At 52.5% G+C, this 18,018-nt stretch carries 18 protein-coding genes; 17 read left to right on the top strand and 1 reads right to left on the bottom strand.

Annotated features, from left to right (window positions below; translation table 11 throughout):
- The first annotated feature begins 969 nt into the window (after positions 1–969).
- The 17 genes from EDM55_RS05590 to EDM55_RS30755 all read left to right on the top strand — a co-directional run bounded on the left by EDM55_RS05590 (position 970) and on the right by EDM55_RS30755 (position 17,241).
- Complete coding sequence (locus EDM55_RS05590) at positions 970–2,649, top strand: sigma-54 interaction domain-containing protein (protein ID WP_122959836.1); 1,680 nt, start codon at positions 970–972, stop codon at positions 2,647–2,649.
- Positions 2,650–2,809: 160 nt separating this feature from the next.
- Complete coding sequence (locus EDM55_RS05585) at positions 2,810–3,577, top strand: electron transfer flavoprotein subunit beta/FixA family protein (protein ID WP_122959810.1); 768 nt, start codon at positions 2,810–2,812, stop codon at positions 3,575–3,577.
- Between the two features lie 16 nt (positions 3,578–3,593).
- On the top strand, positions 3,594–4,568 hold the full coding sequence (locus tag EDM55_RS05580; RefSeq protein ID WP_122959809.1) for an electron transfer flavoprotein subunit alpha/FixB family protein: 975 nt from the start codon (positions 3,594–3,596) through the stop codon (positions 4,566–4,568).
- Positions 4,569–4,572: 4 nt separating this feature from the next.
- Entirely contained in the window at positions 4,573–5,526 is a 954-nt protein-coding gene (locus EDM55_RS05575; protein WP_122959808.1) for an MBL fold metallo-hydrolase, read from the top strand.
- A 215-nt stretch (positions 5,527–5,741) separates the two neighbouring features.
- A complete protein-coding gene (locus EDM55_RS05570) occupies positions 5,742–6,674 on the top strand; it encodes an MBL fold metallo-hydrolase (protein WP_122959807.1) in 933 nt (310 codons plus the stop codon).
- Between the two features lie 16 nt (positions 6,675–6,690).
- Entirely contained in the window at positions 6,691–7,449 is a 759-nt protein-coding gene (locus tag EDM55_RS05565) for a beta-ketoacyl-ACP reductase (RefSeq protein WP_092266306.1), read from the top strand.
- Between the two features lie 19 nt (positions 7,450–7,468).
- On the top strand, positions 7,469–8,635 hold the full coding sequence (locus EDM55_RS05560) for an acyl-CoA dehydrogenase family protein (RefSeq protein ID WP_092266305.1): 1,167 nt from the start codon (positions 7,469–7,471) through the stop codon (positions 8,633–8,635).
- Positions 8,636–8,672: 37 nt separating this feature from the next.
- Positions 8,673–9,092 carry a MaoC family dehydratase N-terminal domain-containing protein gene (locus EDM55_RS05555; protein ID WP_092266534.1) on the top strand — a complete coding sequence of 140 codons (420 nt, stop codon included), beginning with the start codon at positions 8,673–8,675 and terminating at the stop codon, positions 9,090–9,092.
- Between the two features lie 27 nt (positions 9,093–9,119).
- Complete coding sequence (locus EDM55_RS05550) at positions 9,120–9,545, top strand: MaoC/PaaZ C-terminal domain-containing protein (RefSeq protein ID WP_122959806.1); 426 nt, start codon at positions 9,120–9,122, stop codon at positions 9,543–9,545.
- A gap of 28 nt (positions 9,546–9,573) precedes the next feature.
- Positions 9,574–10,818: an MFS transporter gene (locus EDM55_RS05545; protein ID WP_092266303.1), complete on the top strand. Its 1,245-nt coding sequence runs from the start codon at positions 9,574–9,576 to the stop codon at positions 10,816–10,818.
- 15 nt (positions 10,819–10,833) lie between these two features.
- Positions 10,834–11,979 (top strand): acetyl-CoA acetyltransferase, encoded by a 1,146-nt coding sequence (locus EDM55_RS05540; protein WP_122959805.1) that lies wholly within the window; start codon positions 10,834–10,836, stop codon positions 11,977–11,979.
- Between the two features lies 1 nt (position 11,980).
- Positions 11,981–12,379 carry a Zn-ribbon domain-containing OB-fold protein gene (locus tag EDM55_RS05535; protein ID WP_092266301.1) on the top strand — a complete coding sequence of 133 codons (399 nt, stop codon included), beginning with the start codon at positions 11,981–11,983 and terminating at the stop codon, positions 12,377–12,379.
- Positions 12,380–12,416: 37 nt separating this feature from the next.
- Positions 12,417–14,576, top strand: a complete 2,160-nt coding sequence (locus EDM55_RS05530) for an acetate--CoA ligase family protein (protein ID WP_218033696.1) — start codon at positions 12,417–12,419, stop codon at positions 14,574–14,576.
- A 155-nt stretch (positions 14,577–14,731) separates the two neighbouring features.
- Positions 14,732–16,057: an MFS transporter gene (locus EDM55_RS05525; protein ID WP_122959804.1), complete on the top strand. Its 1,326-nt coding sequence runs from the start codon at positions 14,732–14,734 to the stop codon at positions 16,055–16,057.
- Between the two features lie 256 nt (positions 16,058–16,313).
- Positions 16,314–16,514, top strand: a complete 201-nt coding sequence (locus EDM55_RS05520) for a cold-shock protein (protein WP_092266299.1) — start codon at positions 16,314–16,316, stop codon at positions 16,512–16,514.
- Positions 16,515–16,636: 122 nt separating this feature from the next.
- A complete protein-coding gene (locus EDM55_RS05515) occupies positions 16,637–16,945 on the top strand; it encodes a hypothetical protein (RefSeq protein WP_092266298.1) in 309 nt (102 codons plus the stop codon).
- Between the two features lie 104 nt (positions 16,946–17,049).
- A complete protein-coding gene (locus EDM55_RS30755; RefSeq protein WP_246070927.1) occupies positions 17,050–17,241 on the top strand; it encodes a hypothetical protein in 192 nt (63 codons plus the stop codon).
- 43 nt (positions 17,242–17,284) lie between these two features.
- On the opposite strand, the gene EDM55_RS05505 is transcribed toward EDM55_RS30755, so the two are convergent.
- Positions 17,285–17,845, bottom strand: coding sequence for an ADP-ribosylglycohydrolase family protein (locus EDM55_RS05505; RefSeq protein WP_373863305.1), 561 nt, complete (start codon positions 17,843–17,845; stop codon positions 17,285–17,287).
- Positions 17,846–18,018: the final 173 nt, after the last annotated feature.

Genomic DNA, 18,018 nt, shown 5'->3' with positions numbered 1-18,018 from the left:
AGCGTCCACCTCTGAACAAGCATCCGAGAGACGACCACTTTGGACGCGGGGTCCGCTTTTGGAATGGAGCCGGACAGGGATGACCCCGTAGCAAGTGGCCCTACTAACGGAGCGTTTTCTCGCTTTTCCTCCTCTCCGCAAAGTCAGAAAGAAAAGATCTATCTATGAACTCCCTGATAGCCCCACAAAAAGCCCGTTCAATCAAAATAGATGGCTGAGGAAAAGAGAAAAAAGCGAGGGCATTAGGGACACAGCCCAGGCGGAGTGGAAAAAGCGGAACCTGCCTTTAGCGTCCACCTCTGAACAAGCATCCGAGAGACGACCACTTTGGGCGCGGGGTCCGCTTTTGGAATGGAGCCGGACAGGGATGACCCCGTAGCAAGTGGCCCTACTAACGGAGCGTTTTCTCGCTTTTCCTCCTCTCCGCAAAGTCAGAAAGAAAAGATCTATCTATGAACTCCCTGAATAGCCCCACAAAAAGCCCGTTCAATCAAAATAGATGGCTGAGGAAAAGAGAGAAAAAAGGGAGGGCATTAGGGACACAGCCCAGGCGGAGTGGAAAAAGCGGAACCTGCCTTTAGCGTCCACCTCTGAACAAGCATCCGAGAGACGACCACTTTGGACGCGGGGTCCGCTTTTGGAATGGAGCCGGACAGGGATGACCCCGTAGCAAGTGGCCCTACTAACGGAGCGTTTTCTCGCTTTTCCTCCTCTCCACTGAAGCCACACAGACATCATTTTTAAAGCGAACGGAAAAGACCGTAATTCAAAGTTGAATCAAAAATTCAAAAATGATCAAGACAAGTATTCAGAAATGTTGTACTATTTAAACAATGGCAATTTAAGGGAAACTGAATAGCAAGGGAAGCTCGCACGGGATTGCTCATTCGTGTGTTTTTTCTTGGTGGACTTTTCGTCAGCTGTCGATTTGAAAACGCTTTCGATCATGAAACTCAGGAGGGAACCAAAGTGCAGCATTGTCAAAAATGGTTGGAGTTTCTACCCTTTCCTTTGGTGATTACGAATGCAGAGGACTGTATCGAGCATTACAATTTCCTTTTTGCCAGACTTGCTGGTGGAGATACGGTTGGTGCGGATGTGAAAACCGTGTTTGATCAGTGGAAGCCAGAAGAATCCTTTCTTGTTTCCGTTACCTTACATAACCGTCCCTATGTTTTGCTGCACCATTCCATCCTGGTAGAAGAGCAGCCGTTCACCTTGTACATCGTAGCGGATACCACACCGGTACAGCAGCTGCGCCAAGAGATCGCCAATCTGGAAACGCAGCTGGAGGCCGTGATGGAAAGCTCCAATGACGGGATATACATCACTGACGAGAAGGGTGTGACATTGAAGGTCAACAGAGCGATTGAAAAGATGACTGGCTATCCCAAGCACTGCTTTGTGGGGCACAATGTAGCCGATTTGGTCAAGGAAGGGACGCTGAAACGCTCCATTACCTTAAAAGTGCTGGAGGAGAGAAAGCGAGTCGACTACGTGTATCAGTTATCGGAGAGGAAGGCATTCGCGACAGGGATCCCGATTTTGAAAGAAAACGGGGAAATTGACAAGATCATCACGAACGTAAGAGATCTGACGGAGGTCAATCACTACTACAACGAGCTGCAGCGGGCCTTTGAATTGAACAGCCATTACCGCCGCGAGCTGGACCTGTTGAAAGGCAAGCTGAAGCTGATCGATTCGGATGTCGTCGTCGAAAGCAAGCAAATGATTGATATTTACGATATGGCAGAGCGGGTGGCAGATGTCGATGCGACCGTTCTCATTTTAGGTGAAACGGGTGTCGGAAAGGACGTGCTGGCCCGGCATCTCTACGCGTCCTCCAAGCGCAGCCAAAAGGGAGAGTTCATCAAAGTAAACTGCGGTGCGATCCCTTACGATTTGCTGGAGTCGGAGCTGTTTGGCTACGAGGCGGGTGCCTTTACGGGAGCCAACAAAACGGGCAAGCCGGGCATGTTTGAGCTGGCGGACAATGGCATGCTATTTTTGGATGAAGTCGGTGAGCTGCCGCTCGCTCTTCAGGTGAAGCTGCTGCGGGTGCTGCAGGAAAAGGAAATTCAACGCATCGGTGCGACGAAATCGAAAAAAATCGACGTGCGCTTGATCGCAGCTACGAACCGCGATCTGAAGCAGATGGTGGCAGAGGGCAAGTTTCGGGAAGACCTGTTTTTCCGGCTCAACGTCTTGCCGATTTCGATCCCGCCGCTTCGCGAGCGAAAGGAAGATATCGTTCCGCTTGCCAATTCTGTGCTCGAGAAAGTGAACCGCAAATACAGCACGGAGAAGCGATTCGATGACAAGCTGGAGAGCTTCTTCTACCATTACAAGTGGTCGGGAAACGTCCGCGAGCTGACGAATCTGGTCGAGCGTCTGGTCCTCACTGTTCCGTCAAGTGTTATCATGGTCGAGGATTTGCCCGTAGACTATGCCGAGTGTGAATGTGCAGGAAGCCATTCCGTAACCAGTGAACTCAATAGAGTGATGACGTTAAAAGAAGCTGCCGAGATCGCTGAGCGGGAGATTCTTGCGCTGGCCGTACAAAAGTTCCATAGCACCTACAAGATGGCGGAGGAGCTGGGAACGAGTCAGGCGACGATCGTCAGAAAGCTGAAAAAATACAAGCTGTAAGGAAAAACGAGAAGCATTCAGGCAGCCTCCGTGGGACAGGAGGGCTGTCTTTTTTTGTCCCTGCTACGGGGAGAACACTCTTTCTTTTGGCACGCTTTGTGCTTCAAGAAACCTACGTATCCATCATTTCGAAAAGGCTGGAAAAAGGGGAGGGACACAAATGAACATCTTGGTGCTGCTCAAGCAAACATTTGATACAGAAGAAAAAGTCGTCCTGCAGAATGGGAGAATCAGTGAAGATGGCGTGCAGTTTATCATCAACCCGTACGACGAGTACGCGGTGGAAGAGGCTGTCAAGCTGCGGGAAGAGGTAGGCGGTGAAGTAACGGTGATCACGGTCGGTCCGCAGCGGGCAGAGGATGCGATCCGCACAGCATTAGCGATGGGAGCTGACCGTGGCGTACGGATTGATCCGGAAGACCTCGAATGTGACGAATGGACGATAGCCCAGCTGCTCGCGGCTGCGATTCAGACACGACCCTTTGACTTGGTGATTGGGGGCAATATGGCAGTAGATTCGGGAGCAGGCCAAGTGGCGCTGCGCGTTGCAGAGGCCTTGGGTATCGCGCATGCTTCGGCGGTGACCAAGCTCGTGATCGAGGGAGATACAGCTACCGTCGAGCGCGACGTGGAAGGAGACGTCGAGATTGCCGAGGTCCCACTCCCCCTTCTGGTAACAGCACAGCAAGGATTAAACGAGCCGCGCTACCCTTCTCTGCCAGGCATTATGAAAGCGAAGAAAAAGCCGCTGGAGTACCTGACTGTCGATGATTTGGGAATGAACAAAGAAGAGCTGGCTGCACGGACGGTCGTGTTCGATCAATTTTATCCACCGCAAAAAAAGGCGGGACGAATCCTCGCCGGCGATTTCGGGCAGCAGGTGAGCGAGCTGGTCCAACTGCTGCGCAAAGAAGCGAAAGTCATCTAATAGAGGAGGAATACCCATGGGAAAAAAAGTCATGGTGCTTGCGGAAACAAAGGATGGAAAGCTGAGAAATGTTTCATTTGAAGCGCTGACGGTGGCGCAGAAGCTGGCAGCAGGCGGGGAAGTTGTCGCCGCTCTCATCGGGAATGGCGGAGCTGCTCATGTGGAAGCCATCAGCAAGTACGGTCCCAGCAAGCTGTATGTGGCGGAGGATGATGCCCTCGCTGTTTACACGCCTGATGCCTATGTACAAACGCTGCTCCAGCTGGTCCAAACGATTTCTCCCGATGTCATCCTGATGGGGCATACCGCGATCGGAAAAGAGATCGCACCTCGAGTGGCGGCTCGTTTGGGGCTAGGTCTGCTCACCGATTGCACCGCGATGGAAGACAGAGAGGGGAGCATTGCCTTTGACCGTCCTATCTACGCGGGAAAAGCATTTCAGAAGCGGGGATTCCAGGAAGGGGTCATCTTTGCGACCTTGCGTGCCAACAACTTTCAGCCGGTGGAGAACCCAGTGCAAACGCAGATCGTTCCCTTCCAGCCAGAGATCAAGGATATTCGAACGATTGTCAAAGAGATTGTGCGCAAAACGGCGGGCGGTGTCGATCTGAGTGAAGCAAAGATCATCATTTCCGGCGGGCGTGGGGTCAAAAGCGCAGAAGGCTTTGCCGTATTAAAGGAGCTTGCTGACGTACTTGGAGGTGCGGTTGGCGCATCACGCGGTGCCTGCGATGCGGGATACTGCCACTATGCGATGCAGATCGGGCAGACCGGAAAAGTCGTGACCCCTGATCTGTACATTGCTTGCGGCATCTCTGGAGCGATTCAGCATTTGGCGGGAATGTCGAATTCCAAATGCATCGTAGCTATCAATAAAGATCCGGAAGCTCCGATTTTTCAGGTGGCGGATTATGGAATTGTGGGCGATCTCTTTGAGGTGGTACCGCTTCTGACGGCGGAATTTCAAAACGTGCTGCTGACACAGGGGTAACGTCATGAATTACAAAAAAATCGGTCCCGTGGAAATCGTCCCCGGAGAGAGTCAGAGCCGTTCGCCATTCTCTACCTCTCTTTTGATCCGCGACAAGAGTGGTGGGGAGAGCACACTAATCGATTGCGGCGGCGGCCCTTCCGTTTTCGCTTATTTGCGGGAGCAGTCGATCCGACAAATTTTTTTGACGCACTTTCATCCTGACCATACGAGTGGGACGCCTTTGTTTGATCAGACGCAAATCTTGATCAATCCGTATGACTACACAAGGCTCCTGCAGTTTGCGGAAATGAGGAAGACTGGAGGAAGCGGCAGCACGGATGCCAGAAAAGCAGCCGGAACCCCCCAGCTGATCTATCCCTATGAGCAGGAGATCAACATGTCAGGAACGACGGTCATCATGCTCCATGCACCTGGGCACAGCGAGGGTTTTTGCTGCCCCTATATCCCGGAGCATGGCATTCTGATGATCGGCGATATTGATTTGACCAGCTTCGGGCCTTGGTATTTTGGCCCTGACAGCGATATCGATCAGTTCATTGCTTCTGCTCGCATGACGCTAGAGGTAGACGCGAAATACTTCCTCACCTCCCACCAGAAGGGCATGGTATTACGGGAGGAGTATCCGAGGAAGCTGGAGCAGTACCTGGAGATTATCGAGCGTCGCGAGGAGCGGATCAAGCAGGCGATCAAAAAAGGCTGCTCGCCGGAAGAGCTGATCCTGCAGGACGTGATCTATTTTCGCAAGGACCATGGGCAAGCAGCCTTTATCGTACGTAATGAGCAGATGGGAATTGCCAAGCATTTGAAGCGAATGATTCGCAAGGGAGAGCCGTTGGGTGATTACTTTCTGGAGTACGCCATGGCTCACAAGCTGAATCCGGAGCATGTGGACCAATTTACGCGTCCCGCCTTCGTGGGCGCGGCAAAGGCGGGCAGTGAAACAAAAATGAATTAATGAGTCAAAAATAAGTTACTCAGTTGTGGCTTACGATGAACGCATCTGAAAGACGGGGAGCAAATCAAATTTGACTTGGCAAGGCACAGCGCAGGCTGACAGGGTGGAACAGCAGGAGGGATTCCAGCTTGCTCTTCACTGGCACGGTTGTTGCTAAAGATAAAGAGTGTGAACATTCAGATAGATACTGAGGGGAGGGGCGTCTAATCTCTGAGGTGATCCAAATTGAAATCGAAACAACCTACATGGAAGGAGACGTGAACGTTTACGTGCTGGCGGGTGACCCCGTTACCCTGATCGATAGCGGGATACCTGGGCAAGCGTCATTGGAGCAGCTGCAAGCAGGCTTAGCCAAGCATGGGCTTTCCCTTCACGACCTGCAGCAAATCATTGTGACCCATATGCACGACGATCACTGTGGCGGCGTGGCAGACATCCAGAGGCACGTAGACATTCCGATTTACGTCCACGAGCAGGCAAGAAGACAGCTTGCTTGCTGCAAAGCTGTTCACGAGCAGTCGGAATCATTTTTTGACTCGTTCATTGCGCGGTGTGGAGCCGCAGATATTTTTCAGCGCAGGCAGCCCTATCGCCAGAAAGAGTGGAGGCACGTTCGGTACGTGAAAGATGGCGATACGGTAATGGCCGGTGGTGCAGCGCTGAAAGTACTGTATGTGCCGGGACATAGTCAGAGCGACATTTGTTTGTGGAATGAAAGGACGGGGGACGCATTCGTCGGTGACTACCTGCTGGAACACATTTCCGCAAACGCTTTCATTACTCCGCCAGATCAAGAGCAGGAAGAGAGAGAAAAGCCGCTCATCCAACTGCGCGAGTCGTTACGGAAAACGTACGATTTGTCGTTTCAGACCATCTATCCGGGTCATGGTACCGCTTATTGCGGGCATCGGCGCGTAATTGACAAGCGTTTTACCGAACAAATGGAGCGCTGCGAGCGGATCTACGAGCATTTGAGAGAGAATCCACATTCGGTTTATGAGTTGAGCCACGCACTTTTTCCATTCTTACAGGGAAGATCGATCTTTTTAGGGCTATCGGAAATTCAGGGGCATTTGGACCTGCTGGAGGAGCAGGCTAGAGCTGCCGTTCAGATGGTTGGCAAGGTGGCCCACTATCGGGCGATTTAGAAAAGGAGGCTTGGGAATGGGGCAGTTGACAGGCAGGGTAGCGGTGGTGACGGGGGCTGGTCGCGGCATTGGAGCGGCGACGGCACGAAGACTGGCGAAAGACGGTGCAAAGGTGGGCGTAATCGATCTGAAAGAGGAAGCCTGCCTGGAAACCGTGCAGTCGATCCAGGAAGCGGGCGGTGAAGCGATCGCCATCGGCTGCAACGTGGCAGACTCGAAAGATGTAGATGGAGCCTTTGCCAAAGTGGCCGCCAAGTTTGGCAGACTCGACATCCTGGTGAACAATGCAGGCGTGCTGCGGGATAATCTGCTCTTCAAGATGAGCGATGACGACTGGGATACGGTCATGAACGTGCATCTAAAGGGGAGCTTTCTGTGCAGTCGCGCGGCGCAAAAGTACATGGTTGAACAGCGCTACGGAAAAATCGTCAATACGAGCAGCACTTCTGCATTGGGCAATCGCGGGCAGGCCAACTATTCCGCAGCAAAAGCAGGCTTGCAGGGCTTTACGAAGACACTGGCTATAGAGCTTGGCCCATTTAACATCAACGTCAATGCCGTTGCTCCTGGCTTCATTGCGACGGACATGACACGCCAGACAGCAGAGCGGGTAGGGGCTGATTTTGAAGAAAACCAGCGCCTGGCTTCGCAGCGAATCCCATTGCGGCGTGTGGGTCAGCCGGAGGACGTAGCAAATCTGGTGGCGTATCTGGTGAGTGACGATGCGAGCTATGTGTCTGGTCAAGTCATTTATATCAACGGCGGCAGCCGCTAATTAAGAGGAGGAATGCAGGATGGATTTCACATTAACCGATGAACAACGCATGATACAACGTACGGTACGGGATTTCGTACAAAAGGAAGTTATGCCCTATGAGCAGCAGGTGCTGCGCAATGAACGGGAAGGCAAGCCAGGGATCTCCCGTGAAGAAGTGAAAGCTTTGCAGCAAAAAGCGAAAGCAGCGGGCTTCTGGGGAATCAATACACCTGAGGAATACGGCGGAGCCAATCTCGGTCCGATCATGAGTGCCTTGATTACCATGGAGCTGGGCCGAACCTTCGTCCCCTTCAACTTCGGCGGCAGTGCAGATAACATTTTGTATCACTGCAACGAGGAGCAAAAGCAAAAATATTTGATCCCATTGATTAATGGCGAGCGTCGTTCCTGCTTTGCGATCACAGAGCCAGGAGCGGGGTCGGATGCGCGCAGCATTCGCATGACAGCGGTCAAGGATGGCAACGAGTACGTGCTGAATGGGGAAAAGACATTCATCACGAACGGAAACGAAGCAGACTTCGTGATGGTATTCGCGGTAACGGACAAGGAAAAAGGCGCAGATGGCGGTGTGACCTGCTTCCTGGTGGACCGTGACATGGGCTGGCGCTCGGAAAACATCCCGACGATGGGCGAATGGGGACCTGCCTCTCTCGTCTTTGAAAACGTCCGTGTGCCGGAAGAAAACATTTTGGGCGAGCTGGGCAAAGGCTTCAACCTGAGTATGAAATGGATTGGTCAAGGGCGCTGGGCGATTCCAGCACGTGCAGTAGGGGCAGCCGAACGCTTGCTGCAAATGGGGATTGATTATTCCAAGCAGCGTGTTACCTTTGGCAAACCGATCGCAGAGCGTCAAGCGATCCAATGGATGATTGCCGATTCTGCTGTGGAGATCGAAGCAGCCAAATGGATCGTGCTGCGCGCCGCATGGATGGTGGAAAACGGCATGGATGCCCGTCACCAATCCTCTATCGCCAAGCTGTTTGGATCGGTCATGGCGAACCAGGTCGTGGACCGCGTGCTGCAAATTCACGGCGGCATGGGCTACACCAAGGAGCTGCCAATCGAGCGCTGGTACCGCGAAGCTCGCTTGTGGCGCATTTTTGAAGGAACGGATGAGATCCAAAAACGGACGATCTCCCGCAACCTGCTCAAAGGCCATGTGAAAGTGGGCGAGCTCTTGTAAAACCGAATCGATTCTATGAAAGGAGGGCTCTTCTTTGGTGCTTGATCGCAGTGTGATTGGCAGCACAAGCGAGTCGAAAGTGATAGAGATCGAAAAAGGGGCAATACGGACGTTTGCCAATGCGATTGGCGACCCCAACCCTCTCTATACGGATGAGGAATTTGCGAAAAAACACGGCTTTGCCAGCTTGGTCGCACCTCCGACATTCCCGACGACATTCCGTGTACCCAATCCCAATCTTCAAATCAAGGCGGCGCGCGTGCTGCATGGCGAGCAGGAGTATAGCTATGTACGTCCGATCGTCGCAGGAGAGTCGCTGCGCTGCACGAGCAAGGTAGTCGATGTGTACGAGCGCGCAGGAAAACTAGGGGCGATGACCTTTCTGGTAACGGAAATTCGCGGCGAGGATTTGGATGGGAATCTGGTATTCACGGGAAGAAGCACAATCATTCTGTAAGGCTGGTCAGGAAAGGAGGATAGGTCCATGCATTCGATTCGCTGGGACGAAATCGAGGTAGGACAGCAGCTGGAACCATTGATTCAAACGGCTATAGAAAAAGTGCAATTGGTGAAATACGCAGGAGCTTCCGGTGACTTTAATCCGATTCATACGGATGACGAGACGGCACGCAAGGTAGGCCTTCCTGGCGTGATCGCCCACGGCATGCTGAGCATGGGCTTTCTCGCCGAGCATGCTGCCGGGATCGTGGGAACGCATGGGTTTGTGAGCCGCTTGAAGGTGCGCTTTGCCGGAATGGTTTTTCCAGGAGACGTGCTGACCTGCCATGCAAAGGTGGTAGCCAAGGACGAGAAAGAGCGTACCGTTGGCCTGGAGGTTCGGATTGAACGGGAAGAGGGAAAAGCCTTAACAGTCGGGGAAGCGTCGCTTACGTACTATCAGACCGCCTGACCATCCCTCCTGTCTTGCATGAAAGAGGGTGGATCTCACGCGAAAGGCATCCATTTGGCTCCTGCTCTCAACCATGTTTCTCACGAGCTTGGGATTTGGGGTAATCTTGCCCACCTTGCCTTTTTTATCAAAACACTTGGGTGCTACGCCTCTGGAAATGGGGCTGGCGATCTCCGTCTTTTCGGTCGCCTCCTTATTCTCCAGCTTTCTCTGGGGCGCGGCAAGCGATAGGCTCGGACGTCGCCCCGTCCTGATCATGGGCATCGTCGGCTATGGTTTGTCCTCCGCACTCTTGGCGCTGGCACCCAATATCACGGTATTGCTGATCCTGCGGTTTCTGGCAGGGATGATGGCATCAGCCGTATCTCCGTCTTCGATGGCATTGGTGACAGAGCTGACCAGTGCCGAGGAACGGCCGCGAATACTGGGCTATATGGGCTCGATCAATGGCATTGGTTTTATTTTCGGACCGCCGGTTGGAGCGTTTCTCAGTATCTTCGGCATTGGGGTGCCCTTTGCCAGTGTCGGATTGCTTTCGATTCTCAACGGACTTTTGGCGATGCGCTTTTTGCCGCGAGGGAGTAAGCCTGCGGAAGGGGCTTCGGAAGCGATCCGCCCGGAAGTGAACAAAGAAAACGCATGGGTAGCTGGGGTAAAACGATTAGGCCTACTGCTGAAAAACAGGATGATCGCGCCGCTTTTGTTCGGATCGTTTGTTATCGCATTGGCGGACGCGAGCATATCCTCAACGCTTTCCTACTACATCACAGGCCCGCTTCAGTCGACGCAGACGATGGCGGGCTGGGCGTTCATGATGAATGCAGGGGTGAGTGCGATAGCCCAGGCAACCGTCTTTGCCCGTATTTTTACCCGCTATGGAGACATGATGACGATTGTGATTGGCTTTTCCTTTGGAGCAGTCGGCTTCTTCCTTCTGGGACTCTCTCATTTGCTGGTGTGGGCATTTGGCGCAGTGGCGCTCCTTTCCCTTTGTCGTGGTCTTGCTTTTCCTTCCATTACGACTGGGATTTCCTTGCGAATCTCGTCGGCATTGCAGGGCAGCGGTTTTGGTTCCTACAACACAGTAGGCAGCTTGGGGCGTACGCTAGGGCCGTTGATTGCCGGATGGCTGTTCTCGGTGCATGCGAGCAGTCCTTTCTTCTTCTCCGGTGGGCTGCTGCTTCTGACGGTCGGCGCCTTTCTGCTCTGGACGCATCGGGAGAGGAAAACGTCTGCACATCAGCAATCCAATACCGTTCAGAAAACAGTTTAGTGGGGGTGAGTGGTTTTGAAATCCGAGCGTATAGCGGCGATTGTAGGGGTCGCCGAGTCTGATCTAGGTTTGGTGCCAGGGAAAAACGTGCTGCAGCTGCAGGCACAAGCGGCAAAAGCGGCGCTGGATGATGCTGGCTTCACAAAAGATGATGTGGATGCACTCTTTACCGCGGGGAACTGGGCATGGGCGCCCAACTTGATGCTGGGAGAATATTTGGGCATCAAGCCGAAATTTACGGATGGAACCAATATTGGCGGCTCTTCGTTTGAGTCGCATGTCGGGCATGCCTTGGCAGGGATTCGAGCAGGACTGTTCGACGTAGCGCTGATCACTTATGGAAGCACCCAGCGCTCCAATCCTGCACGGGGCGCTGCCGTCCCTTTTGCTCCTCTCACGGAGCAGTATGAGCGATCCTTTGGCTTGCCCATGACAGTCGGGGCGTATGCGCTGGCGGCCATGCGGCACATGCACCAGTACGGGACGACATCGGAGCAGCTGGCAGAGATCGCGGTAGCTACGCGCAAATGGGCGATGAAAAATGAAAAAGCGATGATGCGCGAGCCGATCGAGATCGAGGATGTTCTGAAATCCCGGATGATTGCAGAGCCGCTGCATCTTCTGGACTGCTGCCTGGTGACGGATGGCGGCGGGGCTGTGGTGGTGGCGTCTGCACGGGCAGCGGCTCGTGCGAAAAAACGTCCGGTCTGGATTCTCGGACACGGGGAGACGCATACCCACAATTCCATTGCCAACATGCCTGATTTGACGATGACAGGAGCGCGTGAGTCCGGTCGCTGTGCCTTTGAGATGGCGGGAGTGACGCATGATGAGATCGATGTGGCAGAAATTTACGATTCGTTTACCATCACCGTACTGCTCACCTTGGAAGCACTCGGCTTCTGCAAGCCAGGTGAGGGCGGGGCGTTTGTCAGCGGTCAGCGAACCGCTCCAGGAGGGGCGTTCCCGATGAATACCAACGGCGGAGGGCTTTCCTATACCCATCCAGGCATGTACGGGATCTTCTTGCTGATCGAAGCGGCTCGCCAGCTTCGGGGGGAAAGCGGAGAGCGTCAGGTGCCAGATGCCAAGCTTGCTTTGGTCAACGGTACAGGCGGCGTCCTCTCATCCACATCAACGGTTATTCTGGGGAGGGATTAATATGGCGGGCCAAATTCCAAAGCCGGTGGTCGACAGCGATTCCAAGCCGTATTGGGATGGCTTGAACAACCACGAGCTCATGATCCAGCATTGTGATGATTGCAGCAAGCACATTTTTTATCCGCGGCTCTTATGTCCACACTGCTTTTCCGATCAGATCTCATGGACACAGGCGAGCGGACAGGGAAAAATCTACAGCTATACCGTTGTTCATCGAGCGTTTGGTCCGTTTGCTGATCAGGCTCCCTATGTAGTGGCGATCGTTGAGCTGGCAGAGGGCGTGCGGATGATGACGCGGATCACCGGGAATCGGGAGGACATTGCCATCGGTAAACCGGTTACGGTCACCTTCGAGAAAGTGGACGATGATCTCACTCTGCCTTATTTCAAGCTAGTCTAGCTACAAAGCAGGTTGAATTGAACTGGAGGTGTCGGTATTGAGTGGAAATGCAAAAGTAGCCGTATCCCCCGAACGTTTGCGGGAGTTTTTCCATCCGCGCAATGTAGCGCTGATCGGGGCAACAGACAAGTCCATGTGGTCGGTTTTTACCTATAAAAATCTGAATATTATGAATTTTAGCGGTGAAATCTACTGCGTCAACCCCAATCGGGATGTCGTGCACGGGCAAAAAGCGTATCACTCCCTGCTAGATATTGAGGACTCGATTGATTTGGCATACGTCATGGTCCCTTCCAGTCACATCATGCAGGTGATGAAGGAAGCGGCAGAGAAAAAAATCCGCAATCTGGTCCTCTTGACGGCTGGCTTTAGTGAGCTAGGGGAAGCGGGACAAAAGCTGGAGCAGGAGCTGCTCGCCTTTGCCAAAGAGCATGATCAGCTGATTCTGGGACCAAACGGCAACGGGTTTGTCAACGTTACCTCGAGCCTGACGCCGTATGGTTTGCCGATCACGCCGCCGCTCAAGGCAGGGCCGGTCGGTGTGGTTCTGCAGAGCGGCGCATTGGCCAGCTCGATTATGACGCTGGCGCAGGTGCGCAATGTGGGCCTGAGCTTTCTCGTAGCGATGGGCAACGAGACGATGATTTCTGCGACGGATATCATCGATTATTTGATTGAGGATGACTCGACAAAGGTCATTGCCCTGTTCCTGGAGTCGATCCGGCAGCCTGAAGAGTTTGCGCGGGTAGCCAAAAAAGCGCTGCAGTACGGCAAGCCGGTCGTTGCGCTGAAGATCGGACGCAGTGAAAAAAGCGCACATACCGCGATGGCACATACCGGTGCACTGGTCGGGGATGACGCGGTCAATGACGCGGCGTTCCGTCAGCTCGGTGTGATTCGCGTCAACTCTCTGGAGGATCTGCTCACGACAGCTGGGCTATTAGGTTACACACCGCCGCTGTTTGGACGAAGAATGGGCGTCGTAACACCTTCTGGAGGGGCCTGCGATATTCTGTCAGATCGCTCTGCCGACGAGAAGATCGAGCTGCCAGAGTTTTCTCCGCAAACGGTGCAAGCGCTCAAGGAGATCGTCCCCAGCTTTTCAACCGTGCACAATCCGCTCGATGTGACGGGGTACGTCGTTGTTGACAGAACCTTGATGCGGCGGGCCTTGGCGGCAGTCTCGAGGGACCCTGAGCTGGATTTCATCATCTCATTGGTAGACCCGCCCAGGGTAGAGCCGGAGGACGTCGCCCCCGTCTACGAGCAGTACGAAGAGCTGTCCAAAATCGTCAATAATGCCGCGTGTCCAGTCATTCTCGTGATGAACACCTCACTGGAGATGACGCCGTTTGGACAGAAGGTGGCTGACAAGTACGGCCTCCATTTCGTGGGAGGGATGGAGCACGGGCTTACCGCACTAGGAAAAGCGGTCTGGTGGAACGAGAAATATCGGGCGACGAAAGCGGCGGCGGCAAATAAAGCGCATCCTGTGGCCCAGTTGGCTGTAGATGTATCGGGCGGCGAATGGTCCGAATACCAGGCGCGCAAGTTTCTGGAGGAGCACGGCGTACCGGTCGTTCCTGGCTTGCTCGCGACGAAGCTGGAGGATGCGCTCGCGGCAGCTGAGAAGGTAGGCTACCCGGTAGCGATGAAAATCCAATCCGAGGATATCGCTCATAAAAGCGATATTGGCGGCGTGAAGCTGGGACTTGCTTCCGCGGCAGAGGTAGCCGATGCCTATCAGGAGATCTTAGAGAATGTACAAAAACGAGCACCAGGCAGTCGAATCGAAGGTATGCTTGTCAGCCCGATGCGGCCGCCGGGAACGGAGCTTTTGGTGGGGATTGTCAATGACCCGCTGTGGGGATTGGTACTGGCGGTAGGAATAGGCGGCGTTTTCGTCGAGGTGTTCAAGGACACCAGCTTGCGTGTGCTGCCGGTTGAGCGTGATGAGATCAGAGTGATGCTGGAAGAGCTGCGCGGCATTCCTTTGCTGAAGGGAACGCGAGGGAGAGTCGCTGCCGATCTGGAGAAGGTAACGGATGCGATCTACAAAGTGAGCCAGCTTGCCTTTTCTGCAAAACAAAGTCTGCAGGAGCTGGAAATCAATCCGCTGTGGGTGAATGGTGGGCAAGTCGAGGCGCTCGATGCCTTGATGAAGTGGAAACAAACGGATAGAGTCGTCTCCCAATAACATTCCTTTCGCGGCGTTCAGCAAGATACCGAGTCAAGGTCTGCTGGACGCCGTCACCTACCAAATGCAACGCTAGTGACTCGGTGCGTTTCGTTTGAGTTTGCTCTTATTCTTTGGATTTGTAAGCGCTTTACCACTAAAGGAGGCGACGAAAAATGCCAAAAAGCACGGGATTATTGTCCCGGGAACTCACGGAATATCCAGTCGGAGGAAAAAGGATCTGGTTATTGTTTATCGCCATTCTCGCGAATTTTATCGCATCCTACGAAGCTCAGATCGCACCGGTGCTGCCGCTCTTGTTGAATGATTTGAACATTACGCTCGCCCAGTACGGCGTCGTCTCTGCGATTTCCGTCATTGCCTCCGCCATCTCGGGATTGATCGTCGCACCTCTGTCAGATAAATACGGCCGCGTCCGTTTTTTGGTTCCAGGCTTGTTCCTCACCGCTGTTTGCGTCTTTTGCATGGCTCTCGTCAGCTCGCTCTCGGGACTTTTACTCCTGCGTATTTTGCTCGCATTCGTCGATGGTCTGGCTCTGGGAACGACGGCAGGCTTGGTGCGTGACTTCTCGCCACGTCTCGGCCGTGCACTCGCCTTTGGCTTTTGGACGTTTGGGCCAGTGGGCTCCAACTTTTTTGCAGCAGCAATGGCAGGATGGACACTGCCCATCTATCAGTCGTGGCAGTCGCAGTTTATTATAGGAGGATCCGTTGCGACCGTTTCAGCGATCGTCATCATGTTTAATATTCGTGACCTTTCTCCAAAGCTTCGCGCTCATGTCATTGAAAATGAAGTGGAGCTAAACAAAAAAGCATCAGAAGACAAAAAGGCTATCACCAAACCGAAGATGCGCGACATTTTGGGGATTCCCCACATCTGGATGCTCAGCATCGGTGTTTCCTTCTTTTTGCTTACCTATTTGACGATCGCATCATTCGGCCCGAAAATGCTGGTAGATGCTTTTGGCTATGAGCCTCACGCGGCGGCATCCATCGCCAAGTACTTCTGGCTGTTTAACCTGCTGACACTGCTTATTGCAGGCTGGGTCTCTGACCGACTTCAGCTGCGAAAAATCGTATCGCTGACAGGAGCTATTCTGTTTGCCCTCTATATGCTGTTCTTCCTCTCGCTGTTTGGCAAAGAGGTATCCGATGGTGCCATGATGATCTATACTTCCATTCTCGGTGGTCTGATCGGTATCGCTTATGGTCCATGGTGTGCCCTGTTTTCGGAGAATGCTGAGGACGTCAACCCTTCCCTGCAATCCTCTGCATGGGCGGTGTTTGGGCTCGTATCCAAAATGATGGGCATTTTGACTACCTTGATTGCTCCTCTGGTCGTGGCTGCTTCCGGCTGGGATTCCTGGCTGTGGATTGCGGTGGGAGTGGGAGTCATCATTTACATTCCATGCCTGTTTGCTGGAAAAGGACCATGGCTCCGTAAGAAAGTGGAACATAAACCCATCACGACTGTTCAGTAGCCTGTTTGCTGGTGGATGGAGAGAGGAAAAGCTTAGTGCCAATAGGGTACTAAGCTTTTCTTTTTCTCTACCCGATAGTCTTTCGTTTATGATTCGCTTGAAGAGGCTAAACAGTGAAATAAAATTGGAAACAAATTTGCGAACGATATATTTTTATATTTCTATCATAGTTAAATGAAATGTGTTATAGTAGTTGTTAGAGTAATAGTGCTTATGCGGCACATATGGCTCACTTGAAATTTGGAGGTTTTTATTGATGACAACAGGTACAGTTAAATGGTTCAACGCTGAAAAAGGCTTTGGATTCATTTCAGTTGAAGGTGGAGACGATGTATTCGTTCACTTCTCCGCAATCACAGGCGATGGTTTCAAATCTTTGGATGAAGGTCAGCGTGTTGAATTCAACATTACTCAAGGTCAACGTGGCCCACAAGCTGAGAATGTTGTAAAACTGTAGTCTAATGATAGAAATTAGCAACTGTTCTTACGGACAGTTGCTTTTTTTTATTCTCGATTTCGAAAAAACGACCCTTTCATTTGAGGACCGTACCGTTATAAAGGAAAGAAGGGAATAATCGCATGTCATCTCACCATCCAATTCACCCTGATTGCGCGAGAGCCATCAGCCGTCTCATGCAAATCAAAGAGCCGAAGCGCCAGGACTTTCTGGACCTGAAAACGTACGGGCGGGATGCCTACTCCGAAATGGGCTGGGACGAGCTTCAGCAGTATATCAATGAAAAAACAGTGGTCATCGTTGAGCAGTTTGAAGACGAACAAAATATCCTGTCCGCACTGCGCTGGGTCGCGCGAGGCTTGCCGGTCTGGTTAGCGATTCGGAAGGTACGCACGGATTACGCGATGTATCGGTACATGAAGTCGGTATAGGATTATGGCGGGATAAAAGGAGCAGGCCTTGTGCATCGGAGCCCGCCCTTTTTATTTTCCCTATTTTTGAATTATTTGCCAGATGGCACAGCAGAAATGGTAAAATGAAGTGGAAATCATTTGAAGGGGCGAGGGAAATGTCGGTCAACATCACCAATTTTGCCGTTGTGCAACTGCCTGTAAAAGATGTGGAAGTATCTGTAAAATGGTACAATGAAGTGCTTGGCATTCCTATTTATGGGGCGGTTGGCCATCGGAAGAGGATGAGGCGGCGAATAGGTAGGAAGGACGAGTAAGACCCGTGTGAACCGGAATTTCCGAGGCACATGGGTCTTTTGTTCAAGGAAAGAGGCGGCTAGGATGATACCTGTTCTGATAAAGCCTGACGGCAATGGCTTCGATGAGCTTTCGATGTTTAATGATCGCGCACATTTTTGGCGGCAATCCCTCCATGCCATAATACGCACCTGCCAACTGACCGTACACAGCTCCCGTGGTATCTTTTATGTGAGAGGCGTCTACGGCATTTTTCGCAGCATGGGTCGTAGCTGAGCTGCGAGCGCACATTTCCAAGGCGAGAGCAGGGTCCTTTGCATAAAACAGCGGGATTGGCGCTAGCCTCATGATCGAACCGTTTCCGGCAGACCAAGGATCCGTTGAACCGGCGTAGGGACGCCCTGTTTTTTCAAAGGAGAGGAGGGCATCTCGGGTTGCATTGCCGATATCAAAGCAGTGGTCCTTGCTGCTTAAATATCCTTCGCGGAACCATTTGAGATACCATTTCATTTGATCTGCCGGGTCGAACCCGTTTGCCTGCAATAGACTTTCCGCCAAGCAGAGAGCCATAGAAGTATCATCTGTCCACTCTCCCGGCTCAAGCTGGTGAACGCCTCCACCCACAATTTCCCGAATTGGTTCAAACGTACCGGGTTTGCAGAACTTTTACTCCAGAGGTATCAAGTCAAAAACAGGACTTCTTCCCATAAAATTTATGCAAGTAATTAAATTACTACTGCACATTAATAGAGAAAGGTCTATTATTGACAGTACCGTTACATTTTTAGGAGGGAGCA

It is taken from the genome of Brevibacillus centrosporus (genome assembly GCF_003710815.1).
GTDB lineage: Bacteria > Bacillota > Bacilli > Brevibacillales > Brevibacillaceae > Brevibacillus > Brevibacillus centrosporus.
The sequence above is the reverse complement of the archived record's forward strand: the minus strand, read 5'-3'. Positions and strand labels throughout refer to the sequence as shown.

Excerpts from the sequence above, each read along its gene's own strand:
- EDM55_RS05560 (WP_092266305.1), top strand. The coding sequence starts at position 7,469 with ATGGATTTCACATTAACCGATGAACAACGCATGATACAACGTACGGTA.
- EDM55_RS05525 (WP_122959804.1), top strand. The coding sequence starts at position 14,732 with ATGCCAAAAAGCACGGGATTATTGTCCCGGGAACTCACGGAATATCCA.
- EDM55_RS05535 (WP_092266301.1), top strand. The coding sequence starts at position 11,981 with ATGGCGGGCCAAATTCCAAAGCCGGTGGTCGACAGCGATTCCAAGCCG.
- EDM55_RS05550 (WP_122959806.1), top strand. The coding sequence starts at position 9,120 with ATGCATTCGATTCGCTGGGACGAAATCGAGGTAGGACAGCAGCTGGAA.
- EDM55_RS05580 (WP_122959809.1), top strand. The coding sequence starts at position 3,594 with ATGGGAAAAAAAGTCATGGTGCTTGCGGAAACAAAGGATGGAAAGCTG.
- EDM55_RS05575 (WP_122959808.1), top strand. The coding sequence starts at position 4,573 with ATGAATTACAAAAAAATCGGTCCCGTGGAAATCGTCCCCGGAGAGAGT.
- EDM55_RS05515 (WP_092266298.1), top strand. The coding sequence starts at position 16,637 with ATGTCATCTCACCATCCAATTCACCCTGATTGCGCGAGAGCCATCAGC.
- EDM55_RS05520 (WP_092266299.1), top strand. The coding sequence starts at position 16,314 with ATGACAACAGGTACAGTTAAATGGTTCAACGCTGAAAAAGGCTTTGGA.
- EDM55_RS05565 (WP_092266306.1), top strand. The coding sequence starts at position 6,691 with ATGGGGCAGTTGACAGGCAGGGTAGCGGTGGTGACGGGGGCTGGTCGC.
- EDM55_RS05585 (WP_122959810.1), top strand. The coding sequence starts at position 2,810 with ATGAACATCTTGGTGCTGCTCAAGCAAACATTTGATACAGAAGAAAAA.
- EDM55_RS30755 (WP_246070927.1), top strand. The coding sequence starts at position 17,050 with ATGAAGTGGAAATCATTTGAAGGGGCGAGGGAAATGTCGGTCAACATC.